We start from the raw sequence: 20,403 nt of genomic DNA on the forward strand, positions 1-20,403 counted from the left end.
TCCGATCGCCAGCGACTCGGTCGCCCCTGAGCATGGACCGTCCCTGTTGGCCGGGTGTGGGCCCCGTCCCACGGCACTTCCCTGACCGATGGGCGGCCGTGGGCTGACGCAGCGTGCATGATCCGGTACCGTGCCACGAGTCCGCGCAAGGTCCTGGGGAGGAACCGCCGCAGTGGCATCCATCGAAGAAGTCAAGGCCGGCATCAACCAGTTCGGCCAGCAGACCCAGCAGAACGTCGCCCAGCTCCGCGCCGTACACCAGTCCTTGGAACAGAGCCTGAGCATGCTGCGCGCCGTGACCGCCGGCACCGGACACCCCGCCGTCGGCGAGGCCATCGCCCGCATGGAGCAGGTACGCGCCAAACTCGACGAAGCGTCCCAGCTCGCCATGGGAGCCGTCGAGGCAACCCGGCAGTACGCCAGCGGCTTCTGAGTAACCACCCGGAAGGTCCCCCATGCCACGCGTCATCGTCCCCGCCGGCCTGACCATGGGCCCCCGCTACCGCTACGTACGCCCACCCGACCCGATCCCCGAGTGCTACGAGATCCACCTCGGCGACGACCTGGTGGAACTGACCGAAACCGAAGCCGCCGTCTGGGCCGCCGCCTTCCACAACGCCGAACGACACGCCAAACTCGAAGTCAACCGGGAGTCGCTGATCCGGTTCCTGGAGACCGCCCCCAAGCCCGAGCCCAAGGCCACCACCCTCGTGGACAGCCTCATCGCCCGCGGCCTCCTGGTTGAGTTCGACACCGACGGCAACCTCGAACCCGTCTTCAGCCGCCACAAGCTGCTCCCGCTCGGCGAAGGCCTCGGCTCCACCCCAGAGGATCCCCATCTACACCGGATCGGCCACGCCGGACAGCCCAAGGCTGCGGTGCCGGTCGACATCTACGGCCTGTGGTCGTTTTCGTGGCGCGATTCCGATCTGTGGAACTCCTGCGTGCTCTATGCAGACGACAGCGAGAACGTCGCCGAAGGCGACGAGCCTTCGGGAGCGACCCCACAGGAGATTGCCCGGGACATCGCCATTCACCTACCGCTGCTGATCGCAGTGAGCTGCGGTTACCTGGACCCGATCTCGGCCTGATGGGCTGGCGTAAAGAGAACCGCCGCCGCAAACAGATCGAGCGGCCGTTCGCGCGGCGGTTCAAGTACGAGAGCGCGAAGGAAGCCCTCGGCAAGCTGGTCGAATGGGGCACCGCAGGGGTCGGCATGCTCGCCGGCCTGGGAGCCGCCAAGTACGGGTTGCCGGTGTCGCCAGGCGTCGCTTCGACCGGTGGGGCGATCATCGGCGGCATGCTCGGTTCCCAGGGCAAGGCACTCGTCGTCGCCGGCTTCGACCACCTTCGGGAACGGCGTGACCAGCGTAGGACGGCAACCACCTCAGCTGGCTCCCGCGCTACGTCGCCGCAACGCACCGGCAGCTCTGCCGGCGGCGGTGCCACGGCCGGTACCCGAACCGGAACAGGAGCCGGGTCGGCTTACACGCCAATTCGGTCGGGCACCTCGACGAGCATCGCCGGGCAGGTGATCGGTGGGCTGGACACCGTGATGAGCCAGCTCAACCGGGCATCCCGGCAGCTCGCCGAGATCCACCGAGCCATGTGGGCCGCCCAGAACGCCCTCAACGCCGTCCTCGCCGGCGGCCGGCCCGACGTCGTACTCACGCTGGAAGGCCAACTGTCCACCGCCCGGGGCCACGTCCACGACGCGACCGGTCAGCTCGCCGGGGCCGCCGACAACCTCGCCACCTACCGTGCCGCGATCTGACCCGCCGGCCGGGCCTTGGACGGATCAACACCCAGCACTCAAGGCGGTGTTCGACCGGGAGAGGCGGCGGGAGTTCGCCGACTGGCTCAAGAGTGGCGGTCTACCGGATCTCACCGGCCCAATCGAAACGGCCGGACCGGACGCGGTGCGAGCCACGAGCTTCAACCGATCGTCCCGCTGAACGGCAGGCCACGCTCGTCCGTAGTGGGGAGGACATCCAGCAGGACCCGACCGAGATTGAGGAGTTCACGATGGCAGGCCCGTCCGAACCCGGATCCGCTCTGCACCATCCTGAGTTTGGCGACCTCAGGAATCCCGCCAACGCCCAGAAGCTCCAGGATCATCTGGTAGCGACCGTGGCTGCGAGTAACGCCGCTGCCGGAACGCCGCAGGAGCAGCAGTTCATAAATGAGCTGTTGCAGCACAAGCGCGGGTACCGGGATGCGGTGCGGTTCCACACTGGCGCAGACGGGCTGACCGGTGCGAACCGCAGCATCCTGGACACCTCCCAGGCCGCAGTGCTCTCCTCGACCGGATCGGGTCAACCCGCAACCCAGGGCAGCTCAGCCAGCCGACCCGCCTCATCAGCCACCGCAGCGCAGTCCACCACCCACCAGCGCTGACCCGCCCATCTGTTACGCCCTGCCGCTGCGCCGGGCGGTCCGTAGCCCGGCCGGGGCCAGGGATGCCGGCTGACCGCCGGCTGGCGGCGAGTACCACGCCGATCCCTGGCCCGAGCTGGCAGCGTCTCCGGGCCCGACCGTGATCAGTTCTGGTTCAGCGCCGTGCCGGCTGCTGGGCGGGGCCCGGTGCGGACTGGGCGGCCGCCTGGTGCGGGCGATGCGGGTCGCTGGCGTTCTGCTGCTGGCCAGCATGCACCGCGGGGCCGACGCCGTTCAACCTCATCTCGGCAACATTGCTCACCGAGCCCGTGGGACCGGACAGGGGCCGATCCCCCGGGACGGGGCCGGCCGGCCGGGACGGGAACTGCGCCCTCGTCGCCTTGAGGTCGTTGCTGAACGAGTGACTTCCGAGCCCGTTCTCGTCGAGCACCCGCTGCATGTTGTCGAGGACGGCGAGGTTCCGCTGCCGCGCCTGCGGTGACACCATCCCGCGCCGGCTGTTGTCAGTCAGGTCAGCCTGCCTGAGTTCGGCGCGGAGCTGCTCCTGCACCCCGTCAAGATCGCGTACGAGCCTGATGGCGTCGTCCAGGGACCTCATCGCCTCGGCGGGCTTGAAATCGGGGTTGTGGTTGCTCCACTGCTCCCGTCCGTTCTCGTTCCGGTAGAACCTGTCGCCGCGTTGCTCCCAGCTGTACTCGTCCTGGCTGCTGTAACCGTCTGCCATGTCGTGCCTCCACGCCTCGCCTGGTCATGTCCGACCTCCTCACGACGTGGCCGGCACCGGACCGGTTCGGCCCGGTTCGACGGCACTTGGGTGAGCTGGAGCACCTCGTCGGATGGTTTATCCGGCCCCCTTACCGGGGAGGGGTCACGCCGACCTGCTGCGCGAACGCGTCGACGGCCGGGTCGGTCAGTAGCGTTGATCACCGTGGCTACGATCGCCTGATGATCGAGGAGCTGGTCAGCAGGGCGGCGGACGGGGACGAGGACGCGGTCGAGGAGCTGTCCACGATCGCCGACGGCGAGCCGCAGCGGCTGACGCCGTACCTGGGTGTGCTGTTCGACCGGGACGTGTGGTGGCCGGCGAAGCTGTACCGGGCGGCCGACGCGGACCTGGTCCGGCGGGTCGTCGAACGGGTCGACGAGGGCCAGCCGCCGCACCGGCTCAACAACCTGCTCGCCGTCCTGGCGCACAGCGGCCACCCGCTGGCCGAGAGCGCGCTGCGCCGCTGGTCGACGCAGCCGCCGGCGGGCGCGGAGCGGCTGCACGTCGACCCGGCACGGTACGCCCACGAGGGTGGCTGGGCCCTCGACCCGGACGGCAGCCGACGGGACCTGTGTGGCGACACCGCGTACCAGTGGGTCATGCGCGAGGGGCCGCGCCGGGCGACCGACACCACCTGCCCGTGGTGCGGGTCGGCGAGCTGGGCCGTCGCGGACCTCGACACCGCCGACCCCGCCACCGGTACGGCGTTGGCGCACACCGGCTGGAGCGGCCGGCTGCTGATCGAGACCTGCCACTTCTGCGCCTGCTACACGACGTTGTACAGCCAGGTCACGCCGACCGGTACCGCGGTCTGGTGGGCCGGCAACACCCGCCCCGACTGGCTTCCGGCGGCGGCCGGGCCGGACGAGCCGCCGAGCGTGCTGCCGACGGTGGGGGCGGCCCTGACCAGTCCGTACCAGGCAAGCGCCTGGGACCGGGGCGGTTCGACCCTGGGCGGTCGGCCGGACTGGATCCAGGACGCCGAGCATCCCGACTGTCCCGGCTGCGGACAACCCATGGCGTACGTCGGCCTGGTCGGCGGCGCGGACCTGGCCGAGTACGGCGAGGGCGCCTACTACCTGCACCTGCACCAGCCCTGCGGGTACGCCGCCGTGACGTACCAACAGAGCTGAGCCGGGTGGGTGCTACCCCTGCCCACGACCGGACGGGCGGGATCCGGAGGGACCGCCGTGGAACTGGCTCGGGGCCTGGTACTGCGGCGGCAACTGGTAGGACGTCCCGGGCGATGACAGGGCGGCGACTGCGGCGACACCAGCCGCGTCGCCGGGGCCCGGGACAGCAGGGACGACCCCCACGACGAGACCACGCTCGTCGCGCTCGAGGCGCCAGGTGCCGGCGGGGGTGTCGTGCCAGGCCTCGAAGTCCCTGAGGTGCCCGTCCGTGATCTTGCTTTCCTTCGGGTGTTTGACTCCCGGCTGGGTCGCCTTCAACCACCCGTGCACGGCGTGGTGATCGATCACACCGATGCTCAGGAACGTGCCGTAGGCCGAGAAGACCACTCCATCCACATTACGATTTTCCTGGTAGCTGAACTCGTAGGTCCCCGGAGTAATACCGTTATTTGCCTCGAAATCCCGGAGATGCTCCTCTTTGAGCCTACTGGGCGACGGCGGCCTGCGCTCCGGATAGGCGACCTTCAGCCACTCGTTCACGACACGGTGATCGAACGAGCCGGTCTCCAGGAACCTGCCGTAGGCCGAGACGACCACGCCGTCCACATGGGGGTTCGGTGGCGTACGATGCAGTTCGTAGACTCCCAGAGGGATACCGTTCTGTTTCTCGAAATCTCGGAGATGCTCTATGTTGATACGGCTGGCGTGCGGATAATTACCATCCGGGTAGGTCGCTCTGAGCCATTCGTGGACGGCGTGGTGGTTGATCGATCGGGGAATCAGGGCAGCGGCACTCTCGCCCGCCGCCGCCCTCAGCGCGGTCAGGTCGAGCAGGAACTCCCGGTAGTTCTCCCGCGGCGTGAGAATCAAGCCCACCACGGTACCGTTCGAGTTTCGTTCCATGCGGTAGGTCCCGACCGGGATCCGGTGGGACCGCTCGAAGTCCTTGAGTTGGCCGGGGCTTACCCCACCGTTGCTCGGCGGATTGACCCCTACGATTCTGAGCCACTCCCGAACCGTGTGTCGATCCGGCTCCGTCAGCGCGATCCACAGATCGTCCGTCACTGGGCACAGTCCGGCCTTGAACTCTGCGTACGTCGTCATCCGTTTCCTGCTCCTCCGCGAGAGATCGCCGCCGTCGCGCCGCACCGGGGGTCACCGGATCCGGTGGCGTCCCGGTCCAGGCGGATCGGATGTCGGATCAGTTTCCGGTGCCGCGGCTGCCCCGCTGCCGGCGGTCCCGGGTGGAATGGTCCCCAGCGGGCCGGGGTGGCCGCCGGGGCTCGCCGCCCCGACCCGCGCTGCCGGCACCGCGGAGTCTCATCCCGGCGGCCTCGCTGGCGGCGCCCATCGTCGATGTCGCGGCGTACGACGGCACGCGAGGCCCGCTCAGGTCGATGGCCGGGGACGTGAACGGCAGGTGGCAGTCATCGATGCCATCGCGCAGGGATCGCATTGCCTGATGGGGCTGGTAGTCGGGGTTGTAGCTGCTCATCCGCACCCGTCCGTCGTTTTCGAACCGGTAGAACTGGTACTGCCCCTGATTCCACTGGTACTCGTCGGGGCTGTCGTAACCGGACGCACCGCCGTCGCTGGTCGGCGAGGCCGACCGCAGCCAGCTGTTCTCCGTACCCCCGGGGTTGACTGCCATCGCGGACCTCCACATCGTCCCTGATCGAACCGACTCCCTGACGACGGCAGCGCCGGCACTCTGGTTCAATCCGGCCGGATGATCTGCGACACCGCCCGGGGACACGAACACGTGCCGCCGCAGCGGCGGCTAAGGTGTCCGGCGTGCCCCGATCCCGTCGTGTCGCCGTATCGCTGATCCTCGTCGCCGCGCTCACCACCGCCTGCTCCGACGCCGCCGACCCGGTAACCCCGGTTGCGCAGCCCGGTACGACACCGAGCGGCAGTACGACACCGGCCGGTGAGCCGGCTCCGACCGGTGCCGGTGAATGCGCCACCGTCCAACGTGCCTACCTGGCGTGGCAGAACCCGGCCCTGCCGAACACCGCCGCCGGGTTGGCGACGGCAGCGGAGGCCGACCTCGAATCGGCCGCAGACCGCAGCGAGACGCTCGCCACGGTCGCGAAGCGGTACGACAACCCGGCCGCGAAGCTCCTGCACAACACCGCCGTCGCGCACTCCTTCATGCTGTCCAGCCTCCACCTCGACAAGCTGACCGGTGGCGACGTCGACGGGAAGGCGGCCGGTGCGGCCGACTCGGCAGGCAGGTTGGAGTCGAGTTACCGGGCGTGGAAGACCGCCGTCTGTTCCTGAGCCACGGAAGCGGAACCACCGCCCGAACGTCCGTTCCACCCCCGACCAGGATCGTTCTGGTCCGCACCTGACAGGAGCCGCCATGCCCCGCCCCGACGGCCACTACTCGGACTACCCACCCCTTCAGACCGGACAGTCCTACGGCCCCTACGAGGAGGCGGTCCGGGCCCACCTCGAGCCTGGTGACCCGCGACTCAACCCTTCGAGTGTCTCCTACGTGGGGGACCCGCCGGGGGCCGCAGCCCGACGCCGGGAGAACCACTTCGAACGGGTCTACCAGCAGATCTGGGGTCCGACGAGCAGCACCTCCCCGCTTACACTGCAGACCAACGTCCGATCGCAGCCGGCCAGCGGTGAGCCCACCTCGGACTGGTCCGCCACCCCCATCTACGACTCGCCCCAGATCGGCATGGGAAATCCGATGACCGCGGGTGGCAGCCGGACCCGGAACCCCTGGAGCCAGCCGGCGGGTGCGACCCAGCAGCCCGGCCCGGGTTCGGCGGCGACCAGCGGTGCGGCAGCCGAACGGCTCTCCCAGTATCGGCAGCAGCCCCCGCCGGGCGGGCGCCGGACCAGTGCGACCGCACACCGCGGCAGCGTGTTCCAGCCTCCGTCCGGCGGCAACGCACCCCAGCGGTAAGGCCCCGCGCACAGCGGCAGCGGTGAGCCGCGCGGTGGCATGATCGCGGCCGTCCGGGGTACCAGTCCGGCATGAGGGCGAGCTTTCGGCTCGGGCGGGTCGCGGGCGTACCGGTCGGGGTGAACTGGAGTGTCCTGGTCATCTTCGCCCTGATCGCCTGGGCGTTGTCGGCCAGCCAGTTCCCCCGGTCGTATCCGGGGCACCCCGGCTGGCTGTACTGGCTGGCCGGGCTGGCCGCCGCTGTCGTGTTCTTCCTCGGGTTGCTCGCCCACGAGGTGTCCCACGCGATCGTGGCCAAGCGCAACGGGCTGGCCGTCGAGGGGATCACCCTCTGGCTCTTCGGCGGGGTGGCGGAGCTGAAGGGCGAGGCGCGGGACCCGGGCGCGGAGCTACGGATCGCCGGCATCGGGCCGCTGGTCAGCCTCCTGCTCGGGGTCTTCTTCGGGGTGATCGCGCTGGGCGTCGCGATGGCCGGAGGCGGCGGGCTGCTGCTCGGTTCGCTGTCCTGGTTGGCCGGGATCAACGTACTCCTGGCGATCTTCAACATGCTCCCGGCCGCGCCGTTGGACGGTGGCCGGGTGCTGCGGGCCGCGGTGTGGAAGGCGACCGGCGACCGGACGCGGGCCACCGTGGTGGCCGCGCGGGCCGGTTGGATCCTCGGCGTGGCGCTGATCGGTTTCGGACTGTGGCGGTTCCTGGTCGGGGCCGGCTTCGGCGGGCTGTGGCTGGCGTTGATCGGGTGGTTCCTGATCGGCGTGGCCGGCCTGGAGGAGCGCCAGGCCCGAATGGGCAGCGCGCTGCGCGGGGTACGGGTCGGCGACGTGATGACGCCACAGCCGCAGACCGCCTCCGGGGAGCTGACCGTGGCGGACTTCGTGGACAACTACCTGTTCGCCTACCGACACACGGCGCTGCCGCTGACCGTCGACGGCGAGCCGGTCGGCCTGGTCACGCTGGACCGGGTACGCGGCACGCCGGTGGAGAAGCGGGCCACCACCCGGCTGGCCGAGGTGGCCTGCCGCGCCGAGGACCTCGTGCTGGCCGCCCCGGAGGAGGAGCTGACCGACCTGCTCCCCCGGCTCAGCGCCTGCGCCGACGGCCGGGCCCTGGTGGTCACCGGCGGACAGTTGGTAGGCATCGTCTCCCCCAGCGACATCAGCCGCGCCGTGCAGCGCGGCACCCTACGCGACCAGATCGACGCCGGCAGCCGGTGACGCGGTCAGCCGGTGACGGTCAGCCGGTGACGGTCAGCCGCGCGGAAAGTAACGGTCCAGTGCCTCCGTGCGGAAGGTGCCGGCCGGGTCCAGCCGGGTGAGCAGGGCGGCGAAGTCGTCCCAGCGGGGGTACGTCGCCGCCAACGCCGACGGGTCGACATCGAACACCTTCCCCCAGTGTGGGCGCGGCGCGAACGGGGCGAGTCGCCGCTCCACCTCGGCCACCACCGGCAACACCGCCGCCGGGTCGGCGATCCAGGTGAAGTGCAGGGCGACACTGTCCCGGTCGTACTGGGGGCTCAGCCAGAGCCGGTCGGCCGCGATGGTGCGTACCTCACAGGTCTGGACCACGGCGGCGAGCCGGTCGGCGACCGGGTCCAGGGCCGCGAGCGCCCCGGCCGCCGCCGACCGGGGCAGGTGGTACTCGGACTGCAGCTCGTCGCCGTTGCTCGGGTTGAAGCCGAGCCGGAAGTGCGGCAGCCGCTCGTGCCACGGCCCCGGCTCGCCGAACTGGGCCGTGCAGCTCTGCGCCGGCATCCCGGGCACCGGATGCTGCGGCACCTCGGCGGGCCGGGCACCCAGCCAATCCGCCGCCGGCGCGGGCTGGTCCGCGAGCTGCTTGCGCCACACCTGCATGAAACGCGGCCCACGCCAGTCGGTGAAGACACTGACGCTGTACGCCGAGTCCAGCGCCGCGTCGAGCGCCTCCCGGGGCAGGTCGAGGTGGACGTACTGGCGCATCTCGAAGGTGGGGACGACATCCAGGGTGACCTCGGTGACCACGCCCAGCGCGCCGAGGCCGACCACCATCCCGGCGAAGTCCTCGTCGCCGCGCCCCACCCGGAGCAGATCGCCGTCGGCGGTGACCAGCTCCAGCCCGGCCACGGCGGTGGCCAGGTTACCGTTGGCCGCGCCGGAGCCGTGGGTGGCGGTGGCGATCGAACCGGCCACCGAGATGTGCGGCAGCGAGGCCATACTCGCCAGGGCGTACCCCTGGGCGTGCAGCACGGTCGCCAGGTCGCCGTAGCGCACCCCGCCGGCCACGGCGACGGTCCGCCGGTCGGCGTCGATCCGGACCGCCGCCGGCAGCCCGGCCAGCGAAACCAGGTCCCCGGTGGTGTCACCGAGGCGGTTGAACGAGTGCCCGGAGCCCGCCGCCCGCAGCCGCGCACTGCCCGCCACGAGCCGACGCAGCTCGTCCCGCGAGGTCGGCCGGTGGAACCGGGCCGCCGCGTAGTGGACGTTGCCCGCCCAGTTACGCCGCCGCACCTCCGCCGCCTCGGTGGCCGCCGGCCCGGCGGCAGCCGCTTCGGCGGTCGCCGGCTCGGTGGCCTTCGCCGGCTCGGGGGTCGCCGGCCCGGTGGCAGCCGCTTCGGCGGTCGCCAGCCCGGTGGCCTTCGCCGGCTCGGGGGTCGCCGCTTCGGCGGTCGCCGGCCCGGGGGTCGCCGCCGGGGCGGAGGCCGCCGCCGGGCCGGAGGCCGCCGGGCCATTCGTCGTTGCCATTCCGGGGACGATACGCCTCGTCCCGCGCACCCGGCGAGGCGTCACCAGCGGGCACAATCCCGTCACGCACGGTCCGGACGGCGGTGCGGCGCGGTTGTCCGCGGCCCGACCGGGGAACAGTACGACGATGAGCAGCTACCGCGATCCCACCCTGCGAGGCGATGTCTTCCCGTCCGAAGAGGAGATCGACCCGACCGGCGTCGGCGTCGAGCCGGCCAGCGCACCGCCGACGTACCGGGCCGGTGTCGAGCCGGCCAGCGCACCGCCGACGTACCGGGCCGGTGTCGAGCCGACCAGCGCACCGCCGACGTACCGGGCCGGTGTCGAGCCGACCAGCGCACCGCCGACGTACCGGGCCGGTGTCGAGCCGACCAGCGCACCGCCGACGCACCGGGCCGGCGTCGAACCGGCCAGCGCACCGCCGACGCACCGGGCCGGCGTCGAGCCCACCAGCGCACCGCCGACGCACCGGGCCGGCAGCACGCCCGCACCGGGACCGACGCCAGCTCCGGCACCCGGGCCGGCGCCGACGCCCCCGTCCGGGCCGCCGCCGCGTACCGGCGGGGCGCAGTCGATCGTCACCCACCACCTGGACGGCTCGACCGAGGTGGTCACCGATCTCGACGGCGACGGGGTGGCCGACGTGGTGCAGTTCGACCTGGACGGAGACGGCATTCCGGACATCACCTACCTGGACAGCGACCGGGACGGACGGCTGGACACGGTGCTGCGCGAGCCGTCCGCGGGTGGCCCCCTGCGGTGACCCACCACCTCGGGCACCGGCAACGTTCCGTTGGTGTCTGACTCGTGAGACTCGGAGTAGAAGCGGCGGCGTAGACCTTGCCGTCGCAGGTGAAGGCGTTGTCGCTCGTACCCGGCGATCGTCGGATGGGTGGCCGACGTGCTGGCGACAACCGCTCTCGCCGCAGGCATGCCCACGCCCCGGCACCCACCCGGGCCTCGGAACCGTCCCCGGTTGTGACGCCTACGTGTCGCCACGGGGAACTGCCGTCACGGATGTCGCGCAACATCCATGATGTTGTCCCCGCCTACCCCGTCCGAGACCCCACAACAAGGAAGTTGCCGCCTGCCCACGTGCCCGCCTGCCACGGGGCCGCCTGGCCGCGTGCCCGCCTGCCCACGTGGCCGCCTGCCACGGGGCCGCCTGGCCGCGTGGCCGCCTGCCCACGTGCCCGCCTGCCACGGGGCCGCGTGGCCGCCTGGCCGCCTGCCTGACCGCCGCCTGCCACCTGCCCGACCGCGTGGCCTGACCGCCGCCTGCCACCTGCCCGGCCGCGTGGCCTGACCGCCGCCTGCCACCTGCCCGGCCGCGTGGCCTGACCGCCGCCTGCCACGTGCCCGCCCGCGCCTGCCGGGCCGCGTGGCCGCCCGGCCGCCCGCTTGACTGCCGTCTGCCCGCCTGCCAGCTGACCGCCGCCTACCTTGCTGTCTGACCGTCGGTCGGGCGCTGGGGTCGGATGGGTTACACCCGCCGGCCCACCGCGGTCCTGCGCGACGGGCCGGTGGGTGTGAGAGGGGTACCCCGCTCTACCGAATGCGTTAAGAGGGGGCCCTTCCTTACACCTGGGGGAGGACGGTGGTGGCTACCAGGTCCAGGTGGTCCAGGTCGGTGAGGTCGAGGATCTGCAGGTAGATCCGCTGGCTGCCGGCGGCGGCGTACCGGCCGATGGTGTCGACGACCTCGGCGGGGGTGCCGGCCAGGCCGTTGGCGCGCAGCTCGTCGGCGTCGCGGCCGATGGCGGCGGCCCGGCGTCGGATCTCGTCCTCGGTACGCCCGCAGCAGAGCACCAGCGCGTTGGAGTAGGTGAGTTCGTCGGCGTCGCGGCCGATCGCGGCGCAGGCCTCGCGGACCCGGCCGAACTGGGCGGTGGTGTCCTCGACGGAGACGAACGGCAGGTTGAACTCGTCGGCGTAGCGGGCGGCCAGCCGGGGGGTGCGCCGGGGGCCCATGCCGCCGAGCAGGATCGGCGGTCGGGGTTGCTGGACCGGCTTGGGCAGCGCCGGTGAGCCGCTGACCGGGTAGTACCGGCCGTCGTGGTCGAAGGTCTGGCCGGCCGGGGTGGACCAGAGTCCGGTGATGACGGCGAGTTGTTCCTCCAGCCGGTCGAAGCGTTCGCCGAGCGGCGGGAACGGGATGCCGTAGGCGCTGTGTTCCTCGGCGTACCAGCCGGTGCCGATGCCCAGCTCGACCCGGCCGCCGCTCATCGCGTCGACCTGGGCGACGGTGATGGCCAGTGGGCCGGGCAGCCGGAAGGTGGCCGCGCTCATCAGGGTGCCGAGCCGGATCTGTCGGGTGTCGCGGGCCAGCCCGGCCAGGGTCGTCCAGGCGTCGGTGGGGCCGGGGTCGCCGCTCACCGTACCCATTTTCAGGTAGTGGTCGGAGCGGAAGAAGGCGGCGTAGCCGGCGTCCTCGGCGCAGCGGGCCACCGTGAGCAGCTGGTCGTAGCTGGCCCCCTGCTGGGGTTCCGTGAAGATCCGAAGTTCCATGAGGCCGAGCATAGGTAGCGGCCGACCGGCTCGCCTCCGGAAGCTCGGATCGAAAATTCTTGCAGTGTTTGCAGGAGCACGCAAGGGCGACTTCATCAGGTGACCACTTCGAAATGGGTGGTTCACAATCACCCACATCACTGCTACGGTCTCGGCAACCCGCAACTTCTTGCGTAACTTGCAGGAAGCTTTGCCGTCCACTGGTCGGCAAACCGCTCCCGTCCCCCAGGAGAGTCGATGCGAACCATCCGACCGAAGGCCGCCGCAGCGGCCGCCGCCCTGGCCGCCACGCTACTGGCGGCCACCCTGAGCACCGTCGCCGCCGCGCCCCCGGCCACCGCCGCCGTGCAGGCCAACGGCGACTCCATCGTGCACCTGTTCCAGTGGCGGTGGAGCTCGGTGGCGCAGGAGTGCGAGACCAACCTCGGCCCCAACGGCTGGGGTGGCGTGCAGGTCTCCCCGCCCCAGGAGCACGTCGTCCTGCCCAGCTCCGAGGGTGCCACCTACCCCTGGTGGCAGGACTACCAGCCGGTGTCGTACCGGGTGGAGCAGACCCGGCGCGGCACCCGCGCCGAGTTCGTCGACATGGTGCAACGCTGCCGGGCCCAGGGCGTCAAGATCTATGTGGACATGGTGCTCAACCACATGACCGGCACCGGCTCGGCCGGCAGCGGGCCGGGCAGCGCCGGCACCGTCTACAGCAAGTACGACTACCCGAACCTGTTCAACGACGGCTCCGGTGACCGCTACGGCTACGCCGACTTCGGGCCGTGCTACCGCACCATCAGCAACTGGGGCAACAAGGCCGAGGTGCAGGACTGCGAACTGCTCGCGCTGGCCGACCTGAACACCGCCGACCCCGAGGTCCGACGCAAGATCGCCAAGTACATGAACTCGGTGATCGACCTCGGGGTGGCCGGCTTCCGGGTGGACGCGGCCAAGCACGTCCAGGAGTCGCACCTGGGCGACATCATCAGCCGGCTCAAGGACGTACCGGTCTTCGGCGGCAAGCCGGACCTGTTCCACGAGGTGTACGGCGACGGCACCGTCCCGTACACCGCGTACGCCCCGTACGGCGCGGTGACCAACTTCGACTACCAGCGCTCGGTGGCCTCGGCCTTCCGGGACGGCAACATCGCCCAGTTTGCCAACATGCCCAACTACGGCGGGCTCACCTCCAGCCAGGCGATCGTGTTCGTGGACAACCACGACACCCAGCGGGAGACCCCCACCCTGACCTACAAGAACGGCGCCCGCTACTACCTGGCCGACGCGTTCATGATGGCCCACCCGTACGGCCGACCGCAGCTGATGTCCAGCTACGCGTTCGGCTCGGTCAAGGCGCAGGGGCCGCCGAGCAGCAGCAACGGCACCACCAACGCGACCAACTGCAACGGCTCGGACTGGATCTGCGAGCACCGCAACGAGCAGGTCGCCGGGATGCCCAGCTTCCGCAACGCCGTGGCCGGCACCGCCATCGGCAACGTGGTCACCGACGGCAACGGCCGGCTGGGCTTCGCCCGGGGCAACCGGGGGTACGCGGCCTTCAACGCCACCGGCAGCGCGTGGAACCGGTCGTTCACCACCAACCTGCCCGACGGCACGTACTGCAACGTGGCCCGGGGCACCTTCAACCGGGGAACGAAGGCCTGCACCGGTGGCGTGATCACGGTCAACGCGGGCAGCTTCACCACCAGCATCCCGGCCGACCGGGGGGTGGCGCTGCACGTGGACGCCCGTACCGACGGCACGACCCCGAACCCGACGGCGCCCCCCACGCCGACGCCGACCGCCACCCCGACGACCGGCCCCACCCCGACCGTCCCGGCCGGCGCGACCCGCTTCACCGTGACCGCGCAGACCAACTGGGGCCAGGAGGTGTACGTCGTCGGCTCGATCCCGCAGCTGGGCAACTGGAACCCGGCGGGCGGGGTCAAGCTGAGCACCACCTCGGGCAGCTACCCGACCTGGACCGGCTCGGTCGACCTGCCCGCCGGCACCTCCTTCGAGTGGAAGCTGGTCAAGATCGGCAACGGCGCCACCCAGTGGGAGAACGGGGCGAACCGGACCGGCACCGCCGGCTCCCCCCTAACCGCCACCTGGCGCTAACCCCACCGTAAGGAAGGGCCCCTTGTTAACAGCGGGCGGTGAGAGGGGTTCCCCTCTCGACCGGAAGCGTTAACAAGGGGCCCTTCCTTACACGTAGGGTGGGGTGTGGTAGGCGGTGTGTAGGGCGGCCAGGCCGGGGGCCTTGGGGGTGAGGGTGCCCCAGCCGGAGTTGAAGTAGTTGGTCCGGGCGATCAACGGGCCCCGCTCCGCGTTGAGCTGGGCGATGGCCGCCGGCACGGTGGCGATCCAGCCGGCCTGGTCGGGTATCTCGGCGACCCGGACCCCCCACTCGGCGATCAGCACCGGGCGGGACAGCGCCACCGGGCCGAGGTCGGCCACCGCCCAGTCCTTGGTCCGGCGGAACCGGGCCAGCGCGGTGTGGCTCGGGTCGGTGGCGTAGGCGTTCCACTGCAGGAAGTCCAGCCGGCCCATCAGGGACTCCGGGTGCACCCGCCGGAAGCAGGCGCGGTCCCAGCCGCCGGTGCCGACGGAGAAGGTGGTGCCGGCGGGCAGCTGCCGGGCCCGGAACCAGTCGACGATGTAGCGCAGCGCGGTCACCGCACGGGCGTCGGCCTGGGCCCCGGTGTACGCCGTACCGCCCTCGGTGGTGCCGAACTCGTGGTCGGTGTCCAGCTCCGAGGCGAGCTGGATGTTCACCCCGAAGCCCATGGTCCGGTACTGGGACAGCGCGCGGGCCAGCAGCCCGTCGCACTGGCCGGCGGTGACCTGTCCGTACCCGTAGGCCTTCGGCCAGGTGGTGTTCGGGCGCTGCTGGATGGTCATGTTCGGGGCCGGCACCCGGTAGGCGACGCCGTCCACGGTGAAGTTCTGCGGCCCGGTGTCGGGCGCGCCGTAGTGCTTCAGCTCCAGCACCATGTTGATCATGATGCCGGTCAGGCCGAGGGTACGCAGCCACGGTCGCTGGTAGCCGGGGAAGACGTTGCCGTCGGCGAAGCTACGGTACTGGGTGAGCGAGCGGATGTTCCCGCCCACCAGGTCGGCGGTGGGGTCGGCGTTGCCGGAGAGGTAGTAGCCGCCGAGCACCGGCGCGGTGACGGTGTACTCGACCTGGTCGGTGGCGATGTTGCCGAGGCTGTCGCGGACCTGCACGGTAACCAGGGGCATCACGCCACCGCCCGGTGTACGGTGACCGACCCGTCGTCCGACAGCCGGGTCCACGCCCGTCCGGCGCTGTCGGAGACGGTGACGGTCAGCGTCGTCGGCTCGAACGTCGGCGTGACGGTGGTCGGGGCGCTGCGGCGGCCGGCCTGGTCGGTGACGACCACGGTGACGGTCAGCGGCTGCCCCTCGGCGACGCCGTAGACCACGGTCAGCAGCATCGGCTCGCCGGGGGTGTAACGGGACTTGTCCAACCTGGCGGTGACGATGGGTAGGGCCATCCCGCCTCCCTTCTTCCGGCCGGTACGGGTGACCGGCGGCACCGGGCGGGGGCCGGGCTCACCCCGGTAGGGGTCGACACCCGCGCTCACCTGGTAAAACGATCCGAGGGGCGACCAGCCTCGGTCGGCCATCGGACGCCGCCGATGTCAACCACCTGGTTGCGCGTCGCCGGTCGATCGACCCACCACGCCGGATCCACGACCAGCACAGGGAGTTGCGGGAACGCACCGGCCAGCTCGGACGGTGGCCCGCCCGTGGCCCGCCGGGTCAGGCCGCGTCGCGCCCCCGCGGGGCCCGTTGCCGACGGGCCAGGTGCGCGGTGCCGGCGACCAGGCTGCTGGCCAACGCCATCCCGATCAACACCATGATCGCGCCCACCGCGAAGAGACCCGAGTCGTCGTTGGCCGCGGCGTCGACCGTCCAGGCCGCGGTGAAGACCACCGTCATCACCGGCACCACCACCCAGGGCTTGAGCAGCCAGCCGGCGACCGCCCCGACCACCACCAGGGTGACGACACACCCGACCACCTGCCAGCCGGCGTACGGGCCGCTGACCTCACCGGTCCGTGGATCCTCGGTGTAGCCGGTCTCCCAGCCCAACCAGGCCGCCCAGACGGCGAGGGTCACCACCGCCAGGAGCAGACCACCGAGCAGGTTCCGGGTACGCGTCGACGTGTGCACGCCTGCGATCCTTACCCAGTCCGGCCGGGCGCGGAACAGTACGCGTACTCAGTGGACCCGGCCGGGTGTCGGAAAAGGGCAGGCCGTCCCCGGACTCCGTGATTAGTCTGAGTCGATGCCCCCCGCCATCCCGCACCCCGAGCCGGGCACGCCGGACACCTCGGGTCCGCTGCGCTACATCTGGTGGCTGGTCCGGTGCCAGCCGTTGCGGGTGCTGCGCGGCAGCGTGTTCGGGACGGCCTGGATGGCCGGACTGGCCCTGCGGCCGTACCTCATCTCCCGGGCCATCGACGACGGGCTCCGCGCGGGCGACCACCGGGCGTTGCTCGGCTGGGCGACCGCGATCCTGCTGGCCGGGTTCGGGCTGGCCTGGCTGGGCATCCTCCGGCACCGCACGATGACCTTCGTCCGGGAGGACGCCAGCGCCCGCTCCGCCGAGGTGCTGCTGCGTCAGCTCGCCCGGCTCGGCGCGGTCCTGCCCCGCCGGCTGGCCGCCGGTGACGTGGCCACGGTCAGCGGTTACGACGTGACGCGTACCTCGCAGGTGTTGACGTTGACCGGGCCCGGTGTGGGTGCCGTGCTGACGTACGTGCTGGTCGCCGTCCTGCTCTGGTCGATCGATCCGCTACTCGCGATGCTGGTGCTGCTCGGGGTGCCGGTGATCGCGGTGGCCCTCGGGCCGCTGCTGCGGCGGCTGGAGCGGGTGGAGTCGACGTACCGGCAGCAGCAGGGTGAGCTGACCACCCGGGCCGACGACATCGTCGCCGGGCTGCGGGTGCTCGCCGGGGTCGGCGGCCGGCACCTGTTCGCCCGCCGGTACGCCGACCGTTCCCAGCGGCTGCGCGCCGAGGGGTACCGGGTGGGCACGGCCCGCAGCCGGATCGAGGCGGTGACGCCCGTGCTGCCGGGGTTGTTGCTGGCGGCGGTGGTCTGGCTGGCCGCGCGGATGGCGATCGACGGCTCAATCACCGTCGGTGAACTGGTCGCCGTGTACGGGTACGTGGCGGTGCTCATCGTGCCGGTCTGGTTCCTGCTGGAGGGCAGCTACCAGCTCATCCAGGGTCGGGTCGCCGCCCGCCGGATCGTCCGGCTGCTCCGGCTGACCCCCGACCCGGCCACCGCCGGGCGCCGGCCGGGCGTGGCGGCGCCGCGGCGGCCCGCCGAGTTGGCCGACCCGGCGACCGGGCTGGTGGTACGCCCAGGTCAGGTGCTCGGTGTCGCCGCCGACGACCCGGCCCAGGCCGAGGCGCTGGCCGACCGGCTCGGCCGGTACGTCGCCAGCGACGTGACCTGGGGCGGCGTGCCGTTGGCCGCCGTCGCACTCGACGAGGTACGGGCCCGGATCCTGGTCGCCGAGCCCGACGCGTACCTCTTCGCCGGCACGCTGCGGCAGGTGCTGCGCGGCCGGACGACCAGCGACGACCCGGCGATCCACGCGGCGCTGCACGCCGCGTCGGCCCGGGACGTGGTCGACTCGCAACCCGGCGGGCTGGACTCCCCGGTCGACGCCCGGGGCCGCACCCTCTCCGGTGGCCAACGACAACGGGTACGCCTGACCCGGGCCCTGCTCGCCGAGCCGGAGGTGCTGATCCTGGTCGATCCCACCTCGGCGGTGGACGCGCACACCGAGGCGCGGGTGGCCCGGCGGCTGCGCCAGGCCCGCCTCGGCCGGACCACGATCGTGCTGGCCACCTCACCGCTGCTGCTGGGGCACGCCGACTCGGTCGGGTACCTGCGGGACGGCCGGATCGTCGACACCGGCAGCCACGCCGAGCTGATCGAGCGGAATCCGGGCTACCGCGCCCTGGTCGCCCGCGACAGCGACAGCGACCCCACCGGTTCGCCCGACCCGCTCCCTGGTGCCAGCGGAACGTCCGGCCCCACCGGAACGGCTGCCGGGGCGGGGTGGCTGCGGTGACGACGAAGCTTCCGGTCGCCGACCGGGTGGTGGTCCGGCGGGCCACCCTCGCCATGCTCGCCGGTGACCGGTGGGCGGTCGCCGGGGTCCTGGCGCTGCACGCCGCCAGTGCGCTGGCCGGGCTGGCCACGCCGTGGCTGCTCGGCCTGATCGTCGACGCGGTCACCGGCGGCGGCAGCGGTGCGGTCGGCGTCGTGGACCGGCTGGCGCTGGCCATCGCCGGGTGCGTACTGGCCCAGGGGCTGTTCACCAGGTACGCCGAGTACGCCGGGCACCGGTTCGGTGAGCGGGCGGTCGCCCGGCTGCGCGAGGACTTCGTCTCCCGGATGCTCGCCCTGCCGGTCTCCGTGGTGGAGCGTGCCGGCACCGGTGACCTGGCCACCCGCAGCTCGGTCGACGTCTCCACGGTCGGCACGATGCTGCGCGAGGTGGTGCCGGTCGTCGTCATCTGCAGCACCCAGCTGGTGCTGCTCTTCACGGCGGTGTTCCTGCTGGACCCGCTGCTCGGGCTGGCCGCGTTGACCGGGCTGCCCCCGGTCTACCTGGTGACCCGCTGGTACCTGCGCCGGGCCAGCCCGGCGTACCTGGCCGAGGGCGCGGCGAGCGCGGAGCTGACCGAGGCGCTGACCACGACCGCCGAGGGCGCGCGGACCGTGGAGGCGCTGCGGCTGACCGACGAGCGGATCCGCTCCGGCACCACCCGCGTCGCCGGGGTGTGGCAGGCCCGCCGGGCCACCCTGGCCCTGCGGTCGGTCTTCTTCCCGGTGGTGGAGAGCAGCTACGCGGTGCCGATCACCGTGGTGCTGCTGGCCGGTGGCTGGTTCCTGGCCCGGCAGACGGTCACCCTCGGCGAGGTGGTCGCCGCCGCGCTCTACCTGCAACGGGCGATCGAACCGCTGGACCGGCTGTTGCAGTGGATGGAGCAGGCCCAGCGTGGCCTCGCCTCGTTCGCCCGGGTACTCGGCGTCGGACAGGTGCCGCCGGAGCCACGCGGCGGCGCGGCCACCCCGGACGACCGGCGGTTGGTCCTGCGCGACGTGCGGTTCCACTACGGCGACGGCCACGAGGTGCTGCACGGCGTCGACCTGACCGTCGGCCCCGGTGAACGGTTGGCTGTCGTCGGCCCGTCCGGAGCCGGCAAGTCCACCCTGGCCCGGCTGCTCGCCGGCATCGACGCCCCGCAGCAGGGTGTGGTGCGCCTGGGCGGCGTCGAGGTCACCGACCTGGACCCGGCGCAGCGACGACGCCGGATCGCCCTGGTCACCCAGGAACACCACGTCTTCCTCGGCTCGCTCCGCGACAACCTGGTGTTCGCCGCACCGGACGCCACCGACGACCAGTTGCGCGCCGCGCTGGTCGCGGTCGGTGCCGACTGGTACGCCGACCTGCCCGACGGCCTCGACACACCGCTGGGCGACGGGGTGCGGACCCTCGCCGCCGCCGACGCCCAGCAGCTGGCGCTGGCCCGCATCGTCCTGGCCGACCCGGACATCCTGATCCTGGACGAGGCGACCGCCGCGCTGGACCCGAGCACCGCCCGGCGTACCGAACGGGCCCTCGCGGCGGTGCTGGCCGGCCGGGCCGTCATCGCCATCGCGCACCGGCTCAACACCGCACACGACGCCGACCGGGTCGCGGTGCTCAGCGACGGCCGGATCACCGAGATCGGCGCGCACGACGAGCTGGTCGCCGCCGGTGGCGCGTACGCCGCGCTCTGGCACTCCTGGCACGGCTCCTGACCCGGCGGGCGGGACGGGCGGGGCCGGCGGCTGTCCGAAGCACGACTGTCCCCGTTCCCGGGTGGTGCCGGCACCTACCGGTTCGTAGGGTGTACGGGTTCGTTCGAGACC

The 20,403-nt window shown here is 71.9% G+C and carries 20 protein-coding genes; 11 read left to right on the plus strand and 9 right to left on the minus strand.

What is annotated here, in order from left to right; all coding sequences use genetic code 11:
• Nucleotides 1-172 precede the first annotated feature (172 nt).
• Genes GA0070617_RS21945 through GA0070617_RS21955 form a run of 3 tightly spaced genes read left to right on the plus strand, consistent with a single transcriptional unit; the run spans nucleotide 173 to nucleotide 1,774 of the window.
• Nucleotides 173-433, plus strand: coding sequence for a hypothetical protein (locus GA0070617_RS21945; RefSeq protein ID WP_091441838.1), 261 nt, complete (start codon nucleotides 173-175; stop codon nucleotides 431-433).
• A 22-nt stretch (nucleotides 434-455) separates the two neighbouring features.
• A complete protein-coding gene (locus tag GA0070617_RS21950; protein ID WP_091441861.1) occupies nucleotides 456-1,091 on the plus strand; it encodes a hypothetical protein in 636 nt (211 codons plus the stop codon).
• The gene (locus GA0070617_RS21955) at nucleotides 1,091-1,774 is read left to right on the plus strand and encodes a hypothetical protein (protein ID WP_091441864.1); all 684 of its coding nucleotides are present in this window, start codon (nucleotides 1,091-1,093) and stop codon (nucleotides 1,772-1,774) included. The genes GA0070617_RS21950 and GA0070617_RS21955 overlap by 1 nt, the downstream gene beginning before the upstream one ends.
• A 161-nt stretch (nucleotides 1,775-1,935) precedes the next feature.
• Here GA0070617_RS21955 and GA0070617_RS21960 read toward each other — a convergent pair whose 3' ends face one another.
• Nucleotides 1,936-2,199, minus strand: coding sequence for a hypothetical protein (locus tag GA0070617_RS21960; protein WP_091441868.1), 264 nt, complete (start codon nucleotides 2,197-2,199; stop codon nucleotides 1,936-1,938).
• Between the two features lie 352 nt (nucleotides 2,200-2,551).
• Nucleotides 2,552-3,121, minus strand: coding sequence for a hypothetical protein (locus GA0070617_RS21965; protein ID WP_091441871.1), 570 nt, complete (start codon nucleotides 3,119-3,121; stop codon nucleotides 2,552-2,554).
• Between the two features lie 221 nt (nucleotides 3,122-3,342).
• Between GA0070617_RS21965 and GA0070617_RS21970 the strand changes: the two genes are divergently transcribed.
• Nucleotides 3,343-4,296, plus strand: a complete 954-nt coding sequence (locus GA0070617_RS21970) for a hypothetical protein (RefSeq protein ID WP_091441875.1) — start codon at nucleotides 3,343-3,345, stop codon at nucleotides 4,294-4,296.
• 12 nt (nucleotides 4,297-4,308) lie between these two features.
• On the opposite strand, the gene GA0070617_RS21975 is transcribed toward GA0070617_RS21970, so the two are convergent.
• Nucleotides 4,309-5,400, minus strand: coding sequence for a hypothetical protein (locus tag GA0070617_RS21975; protein ID WP_139135738.1), 1,092 nt, complete (start codon nucleotides 5,398-5,400; stop codon nucleotides 4,309-4,311).
• 97 nt (nucleotides 5,401-5,497) lie between these two features.
• The gene (locus GA0070617_RS21980) at nucleotides 5,498-5,947 is read right to left on the minus strand and encodes a hypothetical protein (RefSeq protein WP_091441882.1); all 450 of its coding nucleotides are present in this window, start codon (nucleotides 5,945-5,947) and stop codon (nucleotides 5,498-5,500) included.
• 143 nt (nucleotides 5,948-6,090) lie between these two features.
• Here GA0070617_RS21980 and GA0070617_RS21985 point away from each other — a divergent pair, with 143 nt between their 5' ends.
• From GA0070617_RS21985 to GA0070617_RS21995, 3 genes are all read left to right on the plus strand, one after another.
• Nucleotides 6,091-6,579 (plus strand): hypothetical protein, encoded by a 489-nt coding sequence (locus tag GA0070617_RS21985; protein ID WP_139135739.1) that lies wholly within the window; start codon nucleotides 6,091-6,093, stop codon nucleotides 6,577-6,579.
• A gap of 82 nt (nucleotides 6,580-6,661) precedes the next feature.
• The gene (locus tag GA0070617_RS21990; RefSeq protein ID WP_091441889.1) at nucleotides 6,662-7,219 is read left to right on the plus strand and encodes a hypothetical protein; all 558 of its coding nucleotides are present in this window, start codon (nucleotides 6,662-6,664) and stop codon (nucleotides 7,217-7,219) included.
• A gap of 71 nt (nucleotides 7,220-7,290) precedes the next feature.
• Entirely contained in the window at nucleotides 7,291-8,433 is a 1,143-nt protein-coding gene (locus tag GA0070617_RS21995) for a site-2 protease family protein (RefSeq protein ID WP_091441894.1), read from the plus strand.
• A gap of 33 nt (nucleotides 8,434-8,466) precedes the next feature.
• Here GA0070617_RS21995 and GA0070617_RS22000 read toward each other — a convergent pair whose 3' ends face one another.
• Nucleotides 8,467-9,936 carry a D-arabinono-1,4-lactone oxidase gene (locus GA0070617_RS22000; RefSeq protein WP_217628857.1) on the minus strand — a complete coding sequence of 490 codons (1,470 nt, stop codon included), beginning with the start codon at nucleotides 9,934-9,936 and terminating at the stop codon, nucleotides 8,467-8,469.
• Between the two features lie 127 nt (nucleotides 9,937-10,063).
• On the opposite strand from GA0070617_RS22000, the gene GA0070617_RS31700 reads away from it, so the two are divergent.
• A complete protein-coding gene (locus GA0070617_RS31700) occupies nucleotides 10,064-10,699 on the plus strand; it encodes a thrombospondin type 3 repeat-containing protein (RefSeq protein WP_229688450.1) in 636 nt (211 codons plus the stop codon).
• A gap of 815 nt (nucleotides 10,700-11,514) precedes the next feature.
• Here the strand turns inward: GA0070617_RS31700 and GA0070617_RS22010 are convergent.
• The gene (locus GA0070617_RS22010; protein ID WP_091446979.1) at nucleotides 11,515-12,444 is read right to left on the minus strand and encodes an LLM class F420-dependent oxidoreductase; all 930 of its coding nucleotides are present in this window, start codon (nucleotides 12,442-12,444) and stop codon (nucleotides 11,515-11,517) included.
• 237 nt (nucleotides 12,445-12,681) lie between these two features.
• Here GA0070617_RS22010 and GA0070617_RS22015 point away from each other — a divergent pair, with 237 nt between their 5' ends.
• On the plus strand, nucleotides 12,682-14,553 hold the full coding sequence (locus GA0070617_RS22015; RefSeq protein WP_091441898.1) for a carbohydrate-binding module family 20 domain-containing protein: 1,872 nt from the start codon (nucleotides 12,682-12,684) through the stop codon (nucleotides 14,551-14,553).
• A gap of 87 nt (nucleotides 14,554-14,640) precedes the next feature.
• On the opposite strand, the gene GA0070617_RS22020 is transcribed toward GA0070617_RS22015, so the two are convergent.
• The 3 genes from GA0070617_RS22020 to GA0070617_RS22030 form a co-directional block, all read right to left on the minus strand.
• Entirely contained in the window at nucleotides 14,641-15,678 is a 1,038-nt protein-coding gene (locus GA0070617_RS22020) for a hypothetical protein (RefSeq protein ID WP_091441901.1), read from the minus strand.
• Nucleotides 15,678-16,043, minus strand: a complete 366-nt coding sequence (locus tag GA0070617_RS22025) for a hypothetical protein (protein WP_373868372.1) — start codon at nucleotides 16,041-16,043, stop codon at nucleotides 15,678-15,680. The genes GA0070617_RS22020 and GA0070617_RS22025 overlap by 1 nt, the downstream gene beginning before the upstream one ends.
• Before the next feature lie 178 nt (nucleotides 16,044-16,221).
• The gene (locus tag GA0070617_RS22030; RefSeq protein ID WP_091441904.1) at nucleotides 16,222-16,635 is read right to left on the minus strand and encodes a hypothetical protein; all 414 of its coding nucleotides are present in this window, start codon (nucleotides 16,633-16,635) and stop codon (nucleotides 16,222-16,224) included.
• Between the two features lie 115 nt (nucleotides 16,636-16,750).
• Between GA0070617_RS22030 and GA0070617_RS22035 the strand changes: the two genes are divergently transcribed.
• Together GA0070617_RS22035 and GA0070617_RS22040 are read left to right on the plus strand one after the other, a co-directional pair.
• Nucleotides 16,751-18,553: an ABC transporter ATP-binding protein gene (locus GA0070617_RS22035; RefSeq protein ID WP_091441908.1), complete on the plus strand. Its 1,803-nt coding sequence runs from the start codon at nucleotides 16,751-16,753 to the stop codon at nucleotides 18,551-18,553.
• A gap of 53 nt (nucleotides 18,554-18,606) precedes the next feature.
• The gene (locus GA0070617_RS22040; protein WP_091446988.1) at nucleotides 18,607-20,292 is read left to right on the plus strand and encodes an ABC transporter ATP-binding protein; all 1,686 of its coding nucleotides are present in this window, start codon (nucleotides 18,607-18,609) and stop codon (nucleotides 20,290-20,292) included.
• Nucleotides 20,293-20,403 lie beyond the last annotated feature (111 nt).

Source organism: Micromonospora yangpuensis (assembly GCF_900091615.1).
Lineage (GTDB): Bacteria > Actinomycetota > Actinomycetes > Mycobacteriales > Micromonosporaceae > Micromonospora > Micromonospora yangpuensis.